Origin of the sequence: Protaetiibacter sp. SSC-01 (assembly GCF_014483895.1) — a bacterium.
Lineage (GTDB): Bacteria > Actinomycetota > Actinomycetes > Actinomycetales > Microbacteriaceae > Homoserinibacter.
Map to the genome: position 1 here is coordinate 1668155 of NZ_CP059987.1, position 17876 is coordinate 1686030.

General features: G+C 70.7%; 14 protein-coding genes. 7 read left to right on the forward strand and 7 right to left on the reverse strand.

Features of this window, described 5'->3' with window-relative positions; translation table 11 throughout:
• The first annotated feature begins 45 nt into the window (after nt 1-45).
• Genes lipB through H4J02_RS07890 form a run of 3 tightly spaced genes read left to right on the forward strand, consistent with a single transcriptional unit; the run spans nt 46 to nt 2419 of the window.
• Entirely contained in the window at nt 46-711 is a 666-nt protein-coding gene (lipB, locus tag H4J02_RS07880; protein ID WP_187674091.1) for a lipoyl(octanoyl) transferase LipB, read from the forward strand.
• The gene (gene lipA, locus H4J02_RS07885) at nt 708-1697 is read left to right on the forward strand and encodes a lipoyl synthase (protein WP_187674092.1); all 990 of its coding nucleotides are present in this window, start codon (nt 708-710) and stop codon (nt 1695-1697) included. The genes lipB and lipA overlap by 4 nt, the downstream gene beginning before the upstream one ends.
• 20 nt (nt 1698-1717) lie before the next feature.
• Nucleotides 1718-2419, forward strand: coding sequence for a DUF4191 domain-containing protein (locus H4J02_RS07890; protein ID WP_187674093.1), 702 nt, complete (start codon nt 1718-1720; stop codon nt 2417-2419).
• Nucleotides 2420-2437: 18 nt separating this feature from the next.
• On the opposite strand, the gene H4J02_RS07895 is transcribed toward H4J02_RS07890, so the two are convergent.
• Entirely contained in the window at nt 2438-3427 is a 990-nt protein-coding gene (locus H4J02_RS07895; protein ID WP_187674094.1) for a hypothetical protein, read from the reverse strand.
• A gap of 109 nt (nt 3428-3536) precedes the next feature.
• Nucleotides 3537-3962, reverse strand: a complete 426-nt coding sequence (locus tag H4J02_RS07900) for an RDD family protein (RefSeq protein WP_187674095.1) — start codon at nt 3960-3962, stop codon at nt 3537-3539.
• Nucleotides 3963-4105: 143 nt separating this feature from the next.
• Here H4J02_RS07900 and glnA point away from each other — a divergent pair, with 143 nt between their 5' ends.
• Nucleotides 4106-5530: a type I glutamate--ammonia ligase gene (glnA, locus tag H4J02_RS07905; RefSeq protein ID WP_187676485.1), complete on the forward strand. Its 1425-nt coding sequence runs from the start codon at nt 4106-4108 to the stop codon at nt 5528-5530.
• An 87-nt stretch (nt 5531-5617) separates the two neighbouring features.
• Here the strand turns inward: glnA and H4J02_RS07910 are convergent, their stop codons facing one another.
• The 5 genes from H4J02_RS07910 to H4J02_RS07930 form a co-directional block, all read right to left on the reverse strand.
• Nucleotides 5618-7024 (reverse strand): UDP-glucose/GDP-mannose dehydrogenase family protein, encoded by a 1407-nt coding sequence (locus H4J02_RS07910; RefSeq protein ID WP_262405983.1) that lies wholly within the window; start codon nt 7022-7024, stop codon nt 5618-5620.
• 36 nt (nt 7025-7060) lie between these two features.
• Entirely contained in the window at nt 7061-8473 is a 1413-nt protein-coding gene (locus H4J02_RS07915) for a glycoside hydrolase family 26 protein (RefSeq protein ID WP_187674096.1), read from the reverse strand.
• A complete protein-coding gene (locus H4J02_RS07920; protein WP_187674097.1) occupies nt 8466-9953 on the reverse strand; it encodes a glycosyltransferase in 1488 nt (495 codons plus the stop codon). Before H4J02_RS07920 ends, H4J02_RS07915 begins: the two co-directional genes overlap by 8 nt.
• A 431-nt stretch (nt 9954-10384) precedes the next feature.
• Entirely contained in the window at nt 10385-13300 is a 2916-nt protein-coding gene (locus H4J02_RS07925; protein WP_187676487.1) for a bifunctional [glutamine synthetase] adenylyltransferase/[glutamine synthetase]-adenylyl-L-tyrosine phosphorylase, read from the reverse strand.
• Nucleotides 13297-14634, reverse strand: a complete 1338-nt coding sequence (locus H4J02_RS07930; RefSeq protein WP_187674098.1) for a glutamine synthetase family protein — start codon at nt 14632-14634, stop codon at nt 13297-13299. Before H4J02_RS07930 ends, H4J02_RS07925 begins: the two co-directional genes overlap by 4 nt.
• Nucleotides 14635-14913: 279 nt before the next feature.
• On the opposite strand from H4J02_RS07930, the gene gdhA reads away from it, so the two are divergent.
• From gdhA to panB, 3 genes are read left to right on the forward strand one after another with little or no spacing between them, the layout of a single operon-like run.
• Nucleotides 14914-16254 (forward strand): NADP-specific glutamate dehydrogenase, encoded by a 1341-nt coding sequence (gene gdhA, locus H4J02_RS07935; protein ID WP_187674099.1) that lies wholly within the window; start codon nt 14914-14916, stop codon nt 16252-16254.
• A 3-nt stretch (nt 16255-16257) separates the two neighbouring features.
• The gene (locus H4J02_RS07940; protein WP_187674100.1) at nt 16258-16935 is read left to right on the forward strand and encodes a lysoplasmalogenase family protein; all 678 of its coding nucleotides are present in this window, start codon (nt 16258-16260) and stop codon (nt 16933-16935) included.
• A 9-nt stretch (nt 16936-16944) separates the two neighbouring features.
• Nucleotides 16945-17760, forward strand: a complete 816-nt coding sequence (panB, locus tag H4J02_RS07945) for a 3-methyl-2-oxobutanoate hydroxymethyltransferase (RefSeq protein WP_187674101.1) — start codon at nt 16945-16947, stop codon at nt 17758-17760.
• The last annotated feature ends 116 nt before the right edge of the window (nt 17761-17876 follow it).

The following is a 17876-nucleotide window of genomic DNA, read 5'->3' on the forward strand; positions in this document are numbered from 1 at the left end:
GCCGTCATCCGATGTGGACGACCCGACTCCGCATAGAGTGGACACGTGGTCGACTACGTCGACGCGGGGCTAAGCGCCAACTCCGTGTCGTATTCGACGGCCCTCGAGCGTCAACGTGCCCTGCACGCCGACGTCGCGACCGGCCGGGCGCCCGATACCGTGCTCCTCCTCGAGCACCCCTCCGTCTACACCGCGGGGAAGCGCACAGCACCCGACGAACGGCCCGATGACGGCACCCCCGTCGTCGACGTCGACCGGGGCGGCAAGATCACCTGGCACGGACCCGGGCAGCTCGTCGGCTACCCGATCGTGCGGCTCGCCGACCCCGTGGACGTCGTCGCCTACGTGCGTCGTCTCGAGGGGCTGCTGATCGGCGTGCTCGCCGACCACGGCATCCACGGCACGCGCGTCGAGGGGCGCAGCGGCGTCTGGATCGAGCGGCCGGGACGGCCGGCCGACAAGATCGCGGCCATCGGCATCCGCGTCGCCGACGGCGTCACGATGCACGGCTTCGCGCTCAACTGCAGCAACGACCTCGAGCCCTACGCCCGGATCGTGGCGTGCGGCATCCGCGACGCGGGGGTCACGACGATGAGCCGCGAGCTCGGCCGCCTCGTCACCCCGTCCGATGTCGTGCCGGATGTCGTCCGTCGCTTCGAGGACGCCCTCGCGGGCAGCCTGCTCCCGGCTCGCGCGGGGGTGCTCGCATGAGCGCCGAGCCCGGAGGCCGCAAGCTCCTGCGCCTCGAGGTACGCAACGCCCAGACGCCCATCGAGCGCAAGCCCGAGTGGATCAAGACGCGCGCCAAGATGGGCCCGGAGTACACGGCGCTGCACTCCCTCGTGAAGTCGGAGGAGCTGCACACCGTGTGCCAGGAGGCCGGCTGCCCCAACATCTACGAGTGCTGGGAGGATCGCGAGGCCACGTTCCTCATCGGTGGCAGCCAGTGCACGCGACGCTGCGACTTCTGCCAGATCGACACCGGCAAGCCCGCGCAGTACGACACCGACGAGCCGCGACGCGTCGCCGAGTCGGTGCAGCGGATGGGCCTGCGCTACGCGACCGTCACGGGCGTCGCGCGCGACGACCTGCCCGACGAGGGCGCGTGGCTGCACGCCGAGACCGTGCGCGCGATCCACACCGCGAACCCCGGCACGGGAGTCGAGATCCTCGCGACCGACTTCTCGGGCAACCCCGAGCTGCTCGCCGAGGTCTTCGAGAGCCGCCCGGAGGTGTTCGCGCACAACGTCGAGACGGTCCCGCGGATCTTCAAGCGCATCCGTCCGGCCTTCCGTTACGAGCGCTCGCTCGGCGTGCTGACGATGGCGCGGGATGCCGGACTCATCACGAAGTCGAACCTCATCCTCGGCATGGGCGAGGAGCGCGAGGAGGTCAGCCAGGCGCTGCGGGACCTGCGCGACGCGGGATGCGACATCATCACGCTCACGCAGTACCTGCGGCCGTCGCCGCGGCACCTGCCCGTGGCGCGGTGGGTGCGGCCCGAGGAGTTCGTGGAGCTCAAGGAGGAGGCCGAGGAGCTCGGCTTCCTGGGCGTGCTCGCCGGCCCTCTCGTGCGGTCGAGCTACCGCGCGGGTCGGCTGTGGGCGCGATCGATGCTCGCGAAGGGGCGCGACATCCCCGAGACCCTGCGGCATCTCGCCGAGAGCGAAGCGGCTTTCGCGCAGGCGGTGTCGTAGCACGCCCTAGGCTGGAAGGCATGGCACGCAGCACCCCCGAGAAGGAACCCGGCCGCCTCAAGCAGATGTGGCAGGTCTTCCAGATGACCCGCCGGTACGACCCGGCCATCACCTGGCTCCTCATCCTCGCCTTCATCGCGCCCATCGCCGTCACGATCGTGCTGTCGGTGGTGTTCTTCGGCGACAACTGGCTCGGCATCGTGCTCACGATCATCACGGGCGTGCTCGCGGGCATGCTGCTCGCGCTCCTCGTGCTCGGTCGCCGCGCCGAGCGCGCCGCGTACTCGCAGATCGCCGGTCAGCCGGGTGCCGTCGGCGCGGTGCTCAAGAACGGCCTGCGTCGCTCGTGGATCGGCAGCGAGGAGCCCATCGCGTTCAGCCCGAAGACCCGCGACGCCGTGTACCGCGCGGTGGGCCGCGCCGGTGTCGTGCTCATCGGCGAGGGCCCGCGCTCGCGCACTCAGCCGATGGTCGACAAGGAGCGCGCCAACGTGGCCCGCCTGCTGCCGAACGTGCCCGTGCACCTCTTCTTCGCGGGCCCGGATGCCGACGCGGTGCCGCTGCACAAGATCGCCTCGAGCCTCAACAAGCTCCCGCGCAAGCTCACGAAGGCCGAGGTCATCCAGGTCGACAAGCGCCTCACGTCGGTCGCCAAGGTCAAGGGCTTCAAGATCCCCGGCGGCATCGACCCGATGCGCATGCGGGCTCCGCGCCCGCGTTGATCTGACGCTCGCGCCGGGTCAGGCGCGCTCGAGCAGCCACACGGCCATGTTGGAACCGCTGCCGCCGATGCAGGTCTGGTAGTAGCCCGCGTAGCCGCGCGGGATCGCGGATGCGTCGGCGCCGTACACGAGCCCGCTGACGACGCCCGCGACGCGGTAGGTGCCGTAGCCGGAGAACTCGACGAGCGAGCCCGCTCCGATGCGCCCCCAGGCGCTCCCGCCGCAGCCCCAGTGCTCGGCGGCGTAGAAGGCGCCCCCGAGGTATCCGGCGATCTGCGGCACGTTGACGGAGCCGCGGCACGCGTCGATCTGGCCCTGACCTCCGGACGTCCAGATGCCCTCGACGTGCGCGACGCCCCCCGCGACGGATGCCGGCGCGGCACCGCGGGAGGCCCCGACCCAGCGTGCGTGAGGTGCTGCCGCGGCCGCGGCAGCGGCCGCACGGGCGGCCTCCTCAGCGGCGATGCGGGCCTGCTCGGCCTCCCAGGCTGCCACCGCCGTGGCGAGCTCCTCCTGCGCGGCCACGAGGGCGGCCTCGCCCTCCTCGACGAGCAGCAGCGCGGCCTCGGTGAGCCCGGCGCGCAGCGACTCCTCGGGCCACACGAGCAGCGATCGTGCGTCGACGAGGGCCTGGTGGGCGAGCTCGATCTCGCTCGTGAGCGCGACGCGCACCGCGTCGTCGAGCACGCGGCCGTCCGCCGCCTCGTGAGCGGCCGCGGCATCCGCGAGCTCCGCCTCGAGTGCGCCCGCCCGCTCGACGAGCACGGCACGAGCGGACTCGGCCACGGCGGCGGTGCGCGCGGCCCGCGTGCCCGCCGTGGCGGATGCGTCGGCCGGGGCGGCTGCGGGGCTCACGACGGAGACGGCCACGAGCGTCGCGGCGGCGAAGAGGGCGCCGCGTGCGGCGACGCCCGCCGAGACCGTGCGCTGCCGGCGCGCGGGCGGCGTCCGCAGCAGATGCCGTGGCGCCGACGCTGTGCCGTGCCAACTGTGACCGACGGTGGTCATACCCGTACCTCGCCATCCGCTTTCGCGTGGTGAGACGTCGGGTACGCCTCGTTCTGCGCTCAGTCTGGCGCGTTTTGTCCCCTACGACAAATTTCGGGGTACAGGGCGCTCAGACGCGCACGAGGACGGTGCCTGCGGCCTTGTCGTGGAAGCCTCGCTGGTCGCGATCCCAGATGAGGGCGGGGATCGCGAGGCACAGCAGGAGCGTGCGCACGAGCGGCCGCCAGAGGCCGAGGTAGCCGCCCACCAGCGGCACGACGCGAAGACGCACGATGAGGTGCCCGAGGCTGCCGTTGGCCACGAGCAGGAACACGAACTGCAGGGCGGCGAAGATGCCGAGCGTGATGAAGGGGTCGGCGCCGATCTCCGGCGAGCGGAAGAACGCCCATGAGAGCAGGTAGGCGATGCCCCAGTCGATGAGGATCGCGACGACCCGCCGGCCGAGACGCCCGATCGAGCGCGGGCCGTGCTCGGGGAGCCCGAGACGCTCCCCCGGCCAGCGGTTCTCGACGGGCTGGGCGGATGGGGAGCTCACGCTCCAACTCTAGGGTCCGGTGTGTAACACGCCCGAAACAATGCGGTCATGGTCGGGAAATGCCGCGCACATACCCTCTCACGTGGCTGCACCCGTAGCCGACCCGTTCCACGCCCTTGGAGTAATCCCCTATGTCCAAGCCTCTGTTCAGCGACTCCTCCGAGGTGCTGAAGTTCATCAAGGACACGGATGTCAAGTTCATCGACATCCGCTTCACCGACCTTCCCGGTGTGCAGCAGCACTTCAACATCCCCGCCGCGACGGTGGATGAGGACTTCTTCACCGTGGGCCAGCTCTTCGACGGCTCGTCGATCCGCGGCTTCCAGTCGATCCACGAGTCCGACCTCCAGCTCATCCCGGACATCTCGACGGCGTACGTCGACCCGTTCCGCACCGAGCGCACGCTCGTCATCGTCTTCGACATCTACAACCCGCGCAACGGCGAGATCTACGGTCGCGACCCGCGCCAGGTCGCGAAGAAGGCGGAGAAGTACCTCGCGTCGACGGGCATCGCCGACACGGCGTACTTCGCGCCCGAGGCCGAGTTCTACATCTTCGACGACGTGCGCTACGAGGTGAAGCAGAACAAGTCGTACTACGAGGTCGACTCGTCGGAGGCCGCGTGGAACTCGGGTCGCGCCGAGGAGGGTGGCAACCTCGCCAACAAGACCCCCTACAAGGGCGGCTACTTCCCCGTCACGCCGGTCGACCAGCACGCCGACCTGCGCGACGACATCGTCCTGAAGCTCCAGGAGGTCGGGCTCGAGGTCGAGCGCGCCCACCACGAGGTCGGCACCGCCGGCCAGGGCGAGATCAACTACAAGTTCGACACCATGGTCCACGCCGGTGACGACATCCTGAAGTTCAAGTACATCGTCAAGAACACGGCGCTCGAGTGGGGCAAGACGGCGACCTTCATGCCGAAGCCGCTCATGGGCGACAACGGTTCGGGTATGCACACGCACCAGTCGCTGTGGAACGACGGCAAGCCGCTGTTCTACGACGAGCAGGGCTACGGCGGCCTGTCGGACATCGCGCGCTGGTACATCGGCGGCATCCTCAAGCACGCCGCGTCGCTCGCCGCGTTCACGAACCCGACGGTCAACTCCTACCACCGCCTCATCCCGGGCTTCGAGGCCCCCGTCAACCTGGTCTACTCGGCCGGCAACCGCTCCGCCTCGATCCGCATCCCGATCACGGGCACCAACCCGAAGGCCAAGCGCATCGAGTACCGCGCGCCCGACGCCTCCGGCAACCCGTACCTCGCGTTCGCGGCCCAGCTCATGGCGGGCATCGACGGCATCAAGAACAAGATCGAGCCGCACGAGCCCGTCGACAAGGACCTCTACGAGCTCCCGCCGGAGGAGGCCAAGGGCATCCCGCAGCTGCCCGGCTCGCTCGGCGAGGCGCTCGACGCGCTCGAGGCCGACCACGACTACCTCCTCGAGGGCGGCGTGTTCACGAAGGACCTCATCGACGCGTGGCTCGACTACAAGCGCGAGAAGGAGCTCCTCCCCTTCGCGCAGCGTCCGCACCCCTTCGAGTACGAGCTGTACTTCGGGGTCTGAGCTCCCTGCACAGCACAGCAGCGAAACGGACGGGCCGTCTCCTTCGGGAGGCGGCCCGTCCGTCGTGTGCAGCGGTTGCGGCGGGCGTCAGGCGAGCGCGGCGACGGATGCGCGGAGCGGCTCGTGCACGCCCGTCCCGAGGCCGATGACGGTCCAGCCGGCGGCGGTCCAGCGGTCGACGTCGAGCTTGGTGCGCGCGTCGATGATGGTACGTGTCCGCACGAGCGCGCCGAGCTCGACGGGGTCGGCGTCGAGGAACTCGCGCCACTCGGTGAGCAGCAGCACGACGTCGGCACCCGGGAGCGTGTCGCGCATCCCGTCCGCGAACGACAGGGTCGGGAAGGTGCGCCGCGCGGTCTCCCCCGCAGCCGGGTCGAAGACCGAGACCTGGGCGCCGCGGAGGTGCAGGGCCGCCGCGACGTTGAGGGCCGGCGAGTCGCGCACGTCGTCGGTGAGGGGCTTGAAGGCCGCACCGAGCACTCCCACGCGCGCGTTGAGCACCGATCCCCCGCACGCCTGCAGCGCGAGGTCGACGACGCGCTGACGCTGGGACATGTTGATCTCGTCGACTTTCTGCATGAGGCCGACGACCTCGCGCGCTCCGAGCTCGCCGGCGCGGTGCATGAGGGCACGGATGTCCTTCGGGAGGCAGCCGCCGCCGAAGCCGAGGCCGGCGTCGAGGAAGCGGCGCCCGATCCGTCCGTCCAGGCCGATCGCGTCGGCGAGGGCGTTGACGTCGGCGTCGGCCGCCGTGCAGAGCTCGGCGATCGCATTGATGAACGAGATCTTGGTGGCGAGGAACGCGTTCGCGCTCACCTTGACGAGCTCGGCGGTCTCGAGACCGACCGTGAGGAACGGCGCGCCCTCGGCGATCGGCGCGGCGTACACCTCGCGCATGGCGGTCTCGGCCGCATCCGACGCCCCGCCGATCACGACCCGGTCGGGGTGCAGCGTGTCGTCGACCGCCTTGCCCTCGCGCAGGAACTCGGGGTTCCAGATGAGCTCCGCCTCGATCCCGGCGGGCGCGAGCGCGCCGAGCAGCTCGCGCAGACGCGCGGCGGTGCCGACCGGCACCGTCGACTTGCCGACGACGATCCCGTCGTGGCTGAGCGCCCGGGCGATTCCGGCGACCGCCGACTCGACGAAACGCAGGTCGGCCGCGTGGCTCGTCGCCTGCTGCGGGGTGCCGACGCACACGAAGTGGATGTCGCTCATCGCGACGGCCTCCGCGAGGTCTGTCGTGAACCGCAGGCGCCCCGACTCGAGGTGCGTCGCGATGAGCTCCTCGAGGCCGGGCTCGTAGAACGGCACCCGGCCGCGCGAGAGCGCCTCGATCTTCGCGGGGTCCGTGTCGACGCCCACGACGTCGAAGCCGAGCTCCGCCATCGCCGCGGCGTGCGTCGCCCCGAGGTAGCCCGTGCCGATGACGCTCACCCGCGGCCGCGGCGCTCCAGCCCCCTGCGCGCCCGACGTCTCGGCGTCGTCCCTCATCATCCCGAACATCCGCTTCTCCTCCCGTGTGCGGTGCCGTCAGCCGAGCGGCTGCGTCTGGATCCGGCCGCCGAGCCCCGCGAGCCCCTCGCGGAATGCCGCGAGCGAGTCGGCGCGCGAGTCGATGCGCCAGTCGTTGGTGGCGCGCTCGCCCTGCACGTACGTCGTGATGGCGAGGCTGAACCACGAGAAGCCGACGATGTCGTCGTTGGCGGGATCGGCGAGCCCCTCGAAGAAGCTCTGCACCCATTCCGCCTTGTGGCCCTCGATCTCGGATGCTCCCACCTCGGCGAGGACGATCGGCTTGTCGGTGAGGTCGCGCAGCTGGGCGAGGGTCGCGCCGAACGTCGAGTCGAAGGAGATGTCCTCGCCGTTCCGGAACGGCGGCCTCAAGTAGCCGGACATGCCGACCCAGTCGACGTACTCGTCGCCGGGATAGAGGCTCGCGAGGTGCTCGGGCGAACGCAACACGCCGGGGAGCTTGTCGATGCGGTTGGGCGCCCACACCCAGATGACCAAATCGTTCGCACCCTCCTGCTCGAAGATGTCGTGCACGTAGCGCCACACCGCCGCATAGTCGCCCGGGCGGTTGCCGTTGATCGAGGAGCCCGACTCCCGTCGCTCCGACCACGGGTACCACGTGCCGTTCATCTCGTGGTTGAGCCGGATCGCGAGGGGCAGTCCCGTCTGCGCGATCGACTGCGCGTAGCGGCGGAGGTAGTCGTCGAAGGCCCCGTCGAGAATGCGCGGGAGCGAGTACTCGGGCTCCTCGACGACGTCGTTCTGCGCGGCGATGGGCCGCGACTCCCACGTGAGCAGGGGCAGCATCCCGCGCGACCACGCGCGTGTCACGGCATCCGGGCGGAAGTCCTGGTCCCAGCCGCCGAAGTAGCCCACCATGCTCGGCAGCGCGCCGACCTTCGTCGACGTCGCGTCGAACGTCGCCCAGTTGTGCGGCGCCTGCTCCGTGTACATGCCGTAGTACATCGCGTTCGGTGCCACGAGCTCCGCCCGGGTCGGCGCCGTGACCTGCACAGGCGCGGGCGCCGCCTTCGCGGGCGGCTGCGGCTTCGGGGCGGCCGGCACGCCGTTGCGGTTCGCGGGCGCATCCCGCAGGAGCGCGAGCTCCTTGAGCGCCGCCTGGAGCGCGCCGTCGTTCTCCGCGAGGGCCTGCTCGGCGTCGATCTTGCCCTCGGTGACGGATGCGACTTCCGCCTCGAGCGCGTCGATCCGGGCGAGCAGGTTCTCGCGCTCCTTCGCCGCGGCGTTCGCCTTCTGCACCTCCTCGGCGGCGCGGATCGTCTGCTGCACGGGCGAGATCTCGGGCGAGGTCCAGACGACGACGCTCACGGCGGTGAGGGTGAGCACGAGCACGGCCGCGGCGACCGCGGTGACGCGCGAGCGCTTCGGGGAGTCGGCCCACCACGTGCGGGCTGCGGTGGCGCTAGACAAGGAGCATCGCCTCCAGTGCGAAGATCGTGAACCCGATGAGGTACGGGATGGCGGCGAGCGGGTTGAGCCGGCGCCGCCGCCGCGGCCGTGCGGACGGGTCGCTCGGGCTGAGCGCCGTGATGGATGCGACCCCCACGGGGGCGGCGGCCGCGCGCGTGAGCACGGCGGTCGCGCGGCTCGGAGCGGCGGGCGGGAGCACGGCGCGCTCCGGCGCGGGCTCGATCGCGGGATCTCCGCCCGCGTACGCACCCGCGCGTGTGCCCCATCCGCTCGCGTGCGCCATCCGGAAGAACCCGAGCAGGCGGATCGGCATCAGGAACAGCGTCGACACGAGGATGAACACCGGCAGTCGCAGGAAGTCGCTCGGCTTCTCCGAGAGGTGCCGCAGCTGCCGGATGGCCATGCTCAACACCGACGACACGATCATGAGCGCGGCCACGAGCACGACGCCCGACTGGATGCCGTACTGCTCGAGGAACCCCGCATAGAAGTTGTAGCCCTGCCCCGTGAGCGCGCGATACGTCCAGCCGGCGATGACGCCCCACAGCAGGAAGGGCAGCAGGATGTCCATGACGAAGAAGAGCGCGAGCACGGGCGCGTGCCCGAGCATCCAGGGGAGCATCCGGAGCGTGTTGTACTGGCTCCCCCGCGCCCAGCGCAGCTGCTGCTTGAAGAGCTTCTTCACCTTGAGCGGCGCATCCGTGTACACGAGGCTCGTGTACTGGTACACGGTGCGGTAGCCCGCCTTGAGCGTCAGGTTGGTGAGGGTGCGGTCGTCGGACACCTCGAGGAAGACGCCGAGGAACCGCTGCGTCATGAAGTCGTGCATGACCCGCATGAGGATCGAGCGGCGGAACGCGATCGTGCGTCCCGGGAGGCAGCCCACCTGGCCGAGCACGCTCTGCGCGGGCATCGAGTAGAGCGCTCGCGAGTTCTCGAGCCAGTCGGCCCAGCGGGTGATCCAGCTGCGCGTGGGCTCGAGGATGCGCTGGCGCGTCGTGACACCGCCGACCGTCTCGTCGGCGAAGGGCTTCACGAGCTCCGCGAGCGTGCCCTCCGTCCACACCGTGTCGGAGTCGACGAGCACCGTGATGTCGCCCGACGAGAGCTCGGTGCCGATCCGGACGGCGTTCCGCTTGCCGGGAATGGGCGTGTGCACCCAGCGCACGAGCGGCGCGAACTCCTCGCACACCTCGACGAGCGCGTGGTTGGGGGCGCCGTTGATGACGACGATGATCTCGTGAGGCCGCTGCTCGACCATCCGCCCGATCACGTCACGGAAGAGGTCGACCGGCTCGTCGACGACCGGGACGACGACGCTCGCCGTGCCGTGGAACTCGCCCGTGAAGGGGCGGTAACGCGACGAGAGCACGACCTTGAGAACCCAGAGCCCCCAGATGAGCGCCGAGTACACGGCGAACAGGTAGAGCTCGGGATGCCCCTCCGTCATGTGGCGCAACTGCAGCAGGAAGATGAACATCCGATCCCCTCTCTCGTCGTCCGCCCGCTCGGCCCACGGGGGGCCTTACGGGGATCCGCGACTCTGGGGACCATGTCCTGTCAGTTCGTGGCTCGATTCTGAGCGCGCTCTCATGGCCCCCGCAAGAGGGTCATGGACGAGGCGGATGAGCGCGCTCTCATAGATGACGGCTGCTCGTCTCGCTGTGTCGGCAGAATGACCGACACGCTCCCGCGGTGCGTGAACCGCCCGAGGCGGGTGCGCCTCCACGTTGCAGATGGCCCGGTCAGAGGGCCCTTCCGCGCCGCACGTCGCGCGACCGGCCGCGCGTCGTCTGGGAGGTCTCCGCGGGCACGAGGCACGCCGATCGGGGTACAGCCGAGCGAGCGTCGTTCTTCTCATCTTCCGGCTCGCCCGCCTCGGCGTGTCGCGCCGGGCCGTCGGCGTGTCGGCTAGAGCCGCGAGCCGTAGAAGAGCCGCTCGAACACCTGCCGCGCGAGACGCGTCGTGCGCAGGTAGTCCTCCTCGAGCTGCGTCGCCGAGTGCGGCGGGTACTCCATGATCCGCGCGACGCCCTCGAGGGTGCGCCGGTCGGGGGGCAGCACGTCGGCGGTCTTCGCGGTCCACAGCGTCATCGCCGAGCGGGCACGCGATGCGATGATCCACGCCGCGCGCAGGCGGTCGCCGTCGGGCTCCGTCACGAGCCCCGCGCGCACGGCGGCCGCGAGGGCGACGAGGGTGGACGGCGTGCGCAGCTCCGGCACGGAATGCGCGTGCTCGAGCTGCAGCAGCTGCACGAGCCACTCGACATCCGAGAGGGAACCCCGGCCGAGCTTGAGGTGGCGCGCGGGGTCGGCGCCCTGCGGGAGGCGCTCGGACTCGACGCGCGCCTTGATGCGCTTCACCTCGCGGACGGCGTCCTGCGTGATATCGGCCGGGTAGCGCACCGCGTCGGCCATCTCCTCGAAGTCGGCGAGGAGCTTCGCATCCCCGGCGACGCCCCGGGCGCGCAGAAGCGCCTGGGCCTCCCACGTGAGCGACCAACGGTCGTAGTAGGCGCGGTAGCTGTCGAGCGAGCGCACGATGACGCCGTTCTTGCCCTCGGGGCGCAGGCCGAGGTCGAGTTCGAGCGGGAGCCGCAGGTCCTCGGTGAGGCGCTTGATCTCGTGCACGATCTGCTCGGCGCGCTTCTGCGCCACCTCGGGCTCGCATCCGGCCGGGCGGTAGACGTACATGAGGTCGGCGTCGCTGCCGAAGCCGAGCTCCGCTCCCCCGTAACGCCCCATCGCGATGATGCCGAACTCGACCTCGTCACCCCAGTGGTGCGCGAGCCGCAGCGCCCCCGTGAGGATCGCCGTCGTGACGTCGGAGAGCGCCTGGCCGAGCTCCTCGATACGGATGAGTCCCACGATCGCCGCGAGCGAGAGCCGCAGCACCTCGCGCCGCCGCGCCGTGCGCAGCGCCTTCGCGGCCGCGTCGACCTCGTCGGCGTAGCGGGCGATCGTCGCATCCGCCTCCTCGAGCAGCTCCTCGAGCGTGCGAGGGGTCAGCTCGGCGTCGTTCTCGAGCCACGCGGCGGCTTCGGGGATGCGCTCGAAGAGCCCGCCGACGTAGCGCGAGCTCGCGAGCACGTGCGTGAGCCGCTGCGCCGCACCCGAGGAGTCGCGCAGCATCCGCAGGAACCAGTACGCCTCGCCGAGGTCGTCGGAGAGCCGGCGGAACGCCAGGAGGCCGTAGTCCGGGTCGGCGCCCTCTGCGAACCACTGCAGCATGACGGGAAGGAGGGTGCGCTGGATCGCGGCACGGCGTGAGACACCGCCTGTGAGGGCCGCGATGTGGTGCAGGGCGCCCCGCGGGTCCTGGAACCCGATCGCCGCGAGACGCGCCTCGGCCTGCTCGCTCGTGAGCGCATAGCCGTCGTCGGGCAGCGCCGCGACGGCGGACAGCAGCGGTCGGTAGAAGAGGCGCTCGTGGAGGCCGCGCACCTGCTGCTGCACCTCGCGCCATGCCTCGACGAGCCCGGATGCCGTGGTCGCGATGCGCGAGCCGCGTGCGATCGCGCGCTGCTCGGATTCCCCGCGCGGCATGAGATGCGTGCGGCGCAGACGGGCGAGCTGGAGTCGATGCTCGATGAGCCGGAGGAAGCGGTAGTCACGCGCGAACTCGGCGGCCTCGACGCGGCCGATGTAGCCGCGCTCGGCGAGGGCCGCGAGGGCGTCGAGCGTGGAGCGCTGACGGATCTCGGGGTCGGCCTGCCCGTGCACGAGCTGCAGCAGCTGGATCGTGAACTCGACGTCCCGCAGGCCCCCGGGGCCGAGCTTGAGCTGCACGTCGACCTCGTCGCGCGGGATGTTCTGCAGCACGCGCTCCCGCATCCGCTGCACCGACTCGACGAAGCCCTCGCGCGACGACGCCGACCACACCTTCGGGGCGACACCCGCCACGAACTGCTCGCCGAGCTCGAGGTCACCGGCCATCGCGCGCGCCTTGAGCAGCGCCTGGAACTCCCAGTCCTTCGCCCAGCGGTCGTAGTACGCGAGGTGCGACTCGAGGCTGCGCACGAGCGCGCCGTCCTTGCCCTCGGGTCGGAGGTTCGCGTCGACCTCCCACAGCGGCGGCTCGAGCGCGAGCTCGTGGATGGCGTGCATCGTGTCGACCGCGAGGCGCGTCGCGATCTCGATCGCACGTGCGTCGGTCACGCCGTCGCCGCACGCGACGAAGATGACGTCGACGTCGCTCAGGTAGTTGAGCTCGCGCGCGCCCGCCTTGCCCATGCCGATGATCGCGAGCCGTGTCGCCGCGACCTCCTCGGCCGGGAAGCGGGAGTCGGCGCGCGCGACGAGGAGCGCGGCGTCGAGCGCCGCCGCCGCGAGGTCCGCGAGGGCCGCGGCGACGCGCGGCACGACCTCGATGGGCTCGGCCTGATCGAGGTCCCACGCGGCGAGGCGCGTGAGCTCGCGGCGGTAAGCGACGCGCAGGGCGTTTCGGGCGCCCTCCCCCGCGAGACCGTCGACGGCCGCGGCCAGCACCGCACGGTAGTGCGAGACGGCGGGGGGCGCCGAGTACGGCTCGGAGAGCACCGCGAGCTCGGCCGGATGCCGCACGAGGAATGCGGCGAGGCCCTCGGATGCGCCGAGCACCTCCACGAGGCGGCGTGCGGCATCCGCGTCGGCGAGCACGGCATCCGTCGCCGCCGGATCCTTCTCGCGCAGGGCGAGCAGATCACGCAGCGCCTGATCGGGATCGGCGGCCGCCGAGAACGCGGGGACGACGTCGTCGGGGACCCCGCGGAGCACGGCTGCGGCGCCCCCGAGATCCGCGAACCCGAGCCGTGCGAGCTCGGTGAGGGTCACCGCTCTGCGGGTCAGAGCGCCTCCAGGTTCGCTTCCAGCTCGAACGGCGTGACCTGCGACCGGTAACCCGACCACTCCCGGCGCTTGTTGAGCAGCACGTAGTTGAAGACCTGCTCACCGAGCGTCTCGGCCACGAGCTCCGACTCCTCCATGAGGCGCAGGGCACGGTCGAGGCTCGACGGGAGCGCCTGGTAACCGAGGGCGCGGCGTTCGGCGCCCGACATGTTGAACACGTCGGAGTCGGCCTCGGGCGGCAGCTCGTAGCCCTCCTCGATGCCCTTGAGGCCCGCCGCGAGCATGAGCGAGAACGCGAGGTAGGGGTTCGCCGCCGAATCGATGCCGCGGTACTCGACGCGCGCGCTCTGGCCCTTGCCGGGCTTGTAGAGGGGCACACGCACGAGCGCGGAGCGGTTGTTGTGGCCCCACGTGACGTAGCTGGGCGCCTCGTCGCCGCCCCACAGACGCTTGTAGGAGTTGACGAACTGGTTCGTGACGGCCGTGATCTCGGGCGCGTGCTGCAGGAGGCCTGCGACGAACTGCCGGCCGATCTTCGACAGCTGGTACTGACCGCTCGGGTCGAAGAACGCGTTCGTGTCGCCCTCGAAAAGGGAGACGTGCGTGTGCATGCCCGAACCGGGGTGCTCGGAGAACGGCTTGGGCATGAACGTCGCGTAGACGCCCTGCTCGATCGCGACCTCCTTGACGACCGTGCGGAACGTCATGATGTTGTCGGCCGTCGTGAGGGCGTCGGCGTAACGGAGGTCGATCTCGTTCTGGCCGGGGCCCGCCTCGTGATGGCTGAACTCGACCGAGATGCCCAGGTCCTCGAGCATCCGCACGCTGCGGCGACGGAAGTCGTGCGCGGTGCCGCCGGGCACGTTGTCGAAGTAGCCCGCCGAGTCGACGGGCACGGGGCGCCCGTTCTTCAGCTTGCTCGACTTGAGCAGGTAGAACTCGATCTCCGGGTGCGTGTAGAACGTGAAGCCGCGATCGGCGGCCTTCGCGAGGGCGCGCTTGAGCACGTTGCGCGGGTCGGCGACGGCCGGCTGCCCGTCGGGCGTCGTGATGTCGCAGAACATGCGCGCGGTCGGGTCGACCTCGCCGCGCCACGGCAGGATCTGGAACGTCGTGGGGTCCGGATGCGCGAGCACGTCCGCCTCGTAGGCGCGCGTGAGGCCCTCGATCGCGGAGCCGTCGATCCCGACGCCCTCCGAGAACGCGCCCTCCACCTCGGCGGGGGCGAGAGCGACCGACTTGAGAGTGCCCACCACGTCGGTGAACCACAGTCGCACGAACTTCACGCCGCGCTCCTCGATCGTGCGCAGAACGAAGTCTCGCTGCTTGTCCATCCGGGTCCCTTCCTCGGCGCACCGCGCGCTCGTCCTAGGCTAGCGTCACGGCCCCCTCCGGGCGGTCACCGACGTCATGTTCATGACGCTCGGATACGATGCAGGTGGCCGACCCCGCAACACGTCTCGTCGGTCCTCCTCTTGACGCGCCGCACGCTGCCGCAGGCCCGACGATCTCGGGACCGGCCCCCGGCCCGACACCGCCGTCTCCCCCACCTCCGTGCGGGTCGAACTCCGCGCGCACCGTCCCGCCCCTCGGGCGGAGAAAGCTCCACCCTCGTGCTCCAGGCCTACATCGACAACGTCTACCGCACCGCCGTCACCCGCAACGCCGGCGAACCCGAGTTCCACCAGGCGCTCCACGAGGTGCTCGCGAGCGTCGAGCCCGTGCTCGCGCAGCATCCCGAGTACATCGAGGCGGGCATCCTCGAGCGCCTCGTCGAGCCGGAGCGACAGATCATCTTCCGTGTGCCGTGGGTCGACGACTCGGGCACCGTGCAGGTGAACCGCGGCTTCCGCGTGCAGTTCAACTCGGCGCTCGGGCCCTACAAGGGCGGTCTGCGCTTCCACCCGAGCGTCAACCTCGGCATCATCAAATTCCTCGGGTTCGAGCAGATCCTGAAGAACGCCCTCACCGGTCAGGGCATCGGCGGCGCGAAGGGCGGCAGCGACTTCGACCCGCACGGCCGCAGCGACCGCGAGATCGAGCGCTTCTCCCAGAGCTTCATGTCGGAGCTCTACCGGCACCTCGGCGAGCACACCGACGTGCCCGCGGGCGACATCGGGGTCGGTGCGCGCGAGATCGGCTACCTCTTCGGCCAGTACCGCAAGATCACCAACCGCCACGAGTCGGGAATGTTCACCGGCAAGGGCGTGCAGTGGGGCGGCGCCGAGGTGCGCACGGAGGCCACGGGCTACGGCGCCGTGTTCTTCCTGCAGGAGATGCTCGCGCGCCGCGGCGAGGACCTCGAGGGCCGCACGGCGGTCGTCTCCGGTTCGGGCAACGTCGCGATCTACGCGATCGAGAAGCTCGCCCAGCTCGGCGCGAAGGCGATCACGGCATCCGACTCGAGCGGCTACATCGTCGACGAGGCGGGTGTCGATGTCGAGCTGCTCAAGCAGGTCAAGGAGGTCGAGCGCGCCCGCATCGCGGAGTACGCCGAGCGCCGCCCGTCCGCCCGGTTCGTGGCCGGGCGCCGCGTGTGGGAGGTGCCCGCGCAGTTCGCGATCCCCTCGGCCACGCAGAACGAGCTCGACGGCGACGATGCTGCCGCCCTCATCCGCGGCGGCGTGGTCGCCGTGAGCGAGGGCGCCAACATGCCGAGCACTCCGGAGGCCGTCGACGCCTTCCAGCAGTCGGGCGTGCTGTTCGCGCCCGGCAAGGCCGCGAACGCGGGCGGCGTGGCGACCTCGGCCCTCGAGATGAGCCAGAACGCCTCGCGTCAGCACTGGGGCTTCGACGACAGCGAGGCGCGCCTGCGTCAGATCATGCGTGACGTGCACGACGCGGCATATGCTGCCTCCGAGCGCTACGGCCGCCCCGGCGACTACGTGCTCGGTGCCAATGCCGCCGGATTCGTCCGGGTCGCGGATGCGATGCTCGCCCAGGGGTTGATCTAGAGGATGCCGAGAGTCCCGCTGCTGCTGGGGGCGTTCGCGCCCTTCTTCGCGGTGTCGGGATTCCACCTCGCTGTCAAGCTCGCGGGTCTCGTCGAGCTCGACAGGGCGACGAAGGGCCTCACGATCCCGGCGCTCCTGCTGGGCACGCTGGCCGTGCTGTGGTTCGGGCGCCTCGCGCTGCGGCCGCCCGTGCTCGCGCTCCTCGTGGCGGGGCTCGGGCTCTCGTGGCTCGGCGACCTGACGCTCGCGTTCTTCGAGCTCGGCGTCGTGCTCTTCCTCGCGACGCAGTTGGTCTACGCGGCGCTATTCCACGTCGCGTTCCTGCGACGGCCCTCGTGGTGGGCGATCGGCCTCGTGCCCTGGTACGCGGGGCTCCTGCTCGCGCTATGGCCCTACCTCGGCGACCAGGTCGCGATCGTCGCCGTCTACGGCGCCGCGCTCGCCTACATGGCGGCTGCTGCGACGCGCGGCAACTCGCTCACGACGATCGGCGGCGCCCTCTTCGTCGGCAGCGGATCGCTCATCGCCTTCCGCATGTTCACGCCGCTCTTCCAGACCCCCGGCGAGGACGCCCTCATCATGGGCCTCTACCTCGCGGCGCAGTTCTGCGTCGTCGCGGGAGTGCTGCGCACGGCCGTGCGGCGGGCGCCGCGTCGGAGGGATGCCGCGCGTCCGGCCTAGACTGGCGAAATGGCAGACGAGGTCGTCAAGAAGGTACGCACCCGGCATTTCCACAATGCCAAGGCCAACGGCATCAAGATCACGGGGCTCACGAGCTACGACCAGCTGACCGCTGCGATCTTCGACAAGGCGGGCATCGACTTCCTCCTCGTCGGCGATTCGGCGGGCAACAACGTCTTCGGCTACGACACGACGCTTCCGGTCACGATCGACCAGCTCATCCCGCTCACGCGCGCCGTCGCGGGCGCCGTGAAGCGCGCATTCGTCGTCGCCGACATGCCGTTCGGGTCGTATGAGACCGGCCCCGACGAGGCACTCCACACTGCGTTCCGCTTCATGAAGGAGACGGGGGCCCACGCGGTCAAGCTCGAGGGCGGCGTGCGCTCAGCCGAGCAGATCCGGCGCATCGTGTCGGCCGGCATCCCCGTCATGGCGCACATCGGCTTCACACCGCAGAGCGAGCACCAGCTCGGCGGCCACGTCATCCAGGGCCGCGGCGAGCAGGTCGAGCAGCTGCTCGCCGACGCGCGGGCCGTGCAGGACGCGGGCGCGTTCGCCGTCGTGCTCGAGATGGTGCCCGCGGAGGCCGCGAAGCGCGTCACGGAAGAGCTCGCCATCCCGACCATCTCGGTCGGGGCGGGCCCGCACACCGACGGCCAGCTCCTCGTCTGGACCGACTGGGCAGGGCTCACGACGGGACGCATCCCGAAGTTCGTCCAGCAGTACGCCAACCTCGCCGAGGTGCTCACGGATGCCGCGAAGGCCTGGACGGCCGACGTCGCGGCGGGCGTGTACCCGGGCCCCGAGCACTCCTACGAGGACTAGCCCGCCACGGGCCCGTCAGCCGAGCGAGAACAGCGCCACGATCGCTGCGAGGGCGACGAGCAGCGAGTTCGTGCCGAGCACGACTCCCGCCGTCGTGAGGCCCCTGCCCGGCACGG

Bases quoted from the DNA above. Each gene is read 5' to 3' on its own strand.
- H4J02_RS07920 (WP_187674097.1), bottom strand. From the start codon at position 9,953: ATGTTCATCTTCCTGCTGCAGTTGCGCCACATGACGGAGGGGCATCCC.
- H4J02_RS07910 (WP_262405983.1), bottom strand. From the start codon at position 7,024: ATGATGAGGGACGACGCCGAGACGTCGGGCGCGCAGGGGGCTGGAGCG.
- H4J02_RS07930 (WP_187674098.1), bottom strand. From the start codon at position 14,634: ATGGACAAGCAGCGAGACTTCGTTCTGCGCACGATCGAGGAGCGCGGC.
- H4J02_RS07890 (WP_187674093.1), top strand. From the start codon at position 1,718: ATGGCACGCAGCACCCCCGAGAAGGAACCCGGCCGCCTCAAGCAGATG.
- H4J02_RS07940 (WP_187674100.1), top strand. From the start codon at position 16,258: ATGCCGAGAGTCCCGCTGCTGCTGGGGGCGTTCGCGCCCTTCTTCGCG.
- panB (WP_187674101.1), top strand. From the start codon at position 16,945: ATGGCAGACGAGGTCGTCAAGAAGGTACGCACCCGGCATTTCCACAAT.
- H4J02_RS07895 (WP_187674094.1), bottom strand. From the start codon at position 3,427: ATGACCACCGTCGGTCACAGTTGGCACGGCACAGCGTCGGCGCCACGG.
- lipA (WP_187674092.1), top strand. From the start codon at position 708: ATGAGCGCCGAGCCCGGAGGCCGCAAGCTCCTGCGCCTCGAGGTACGC.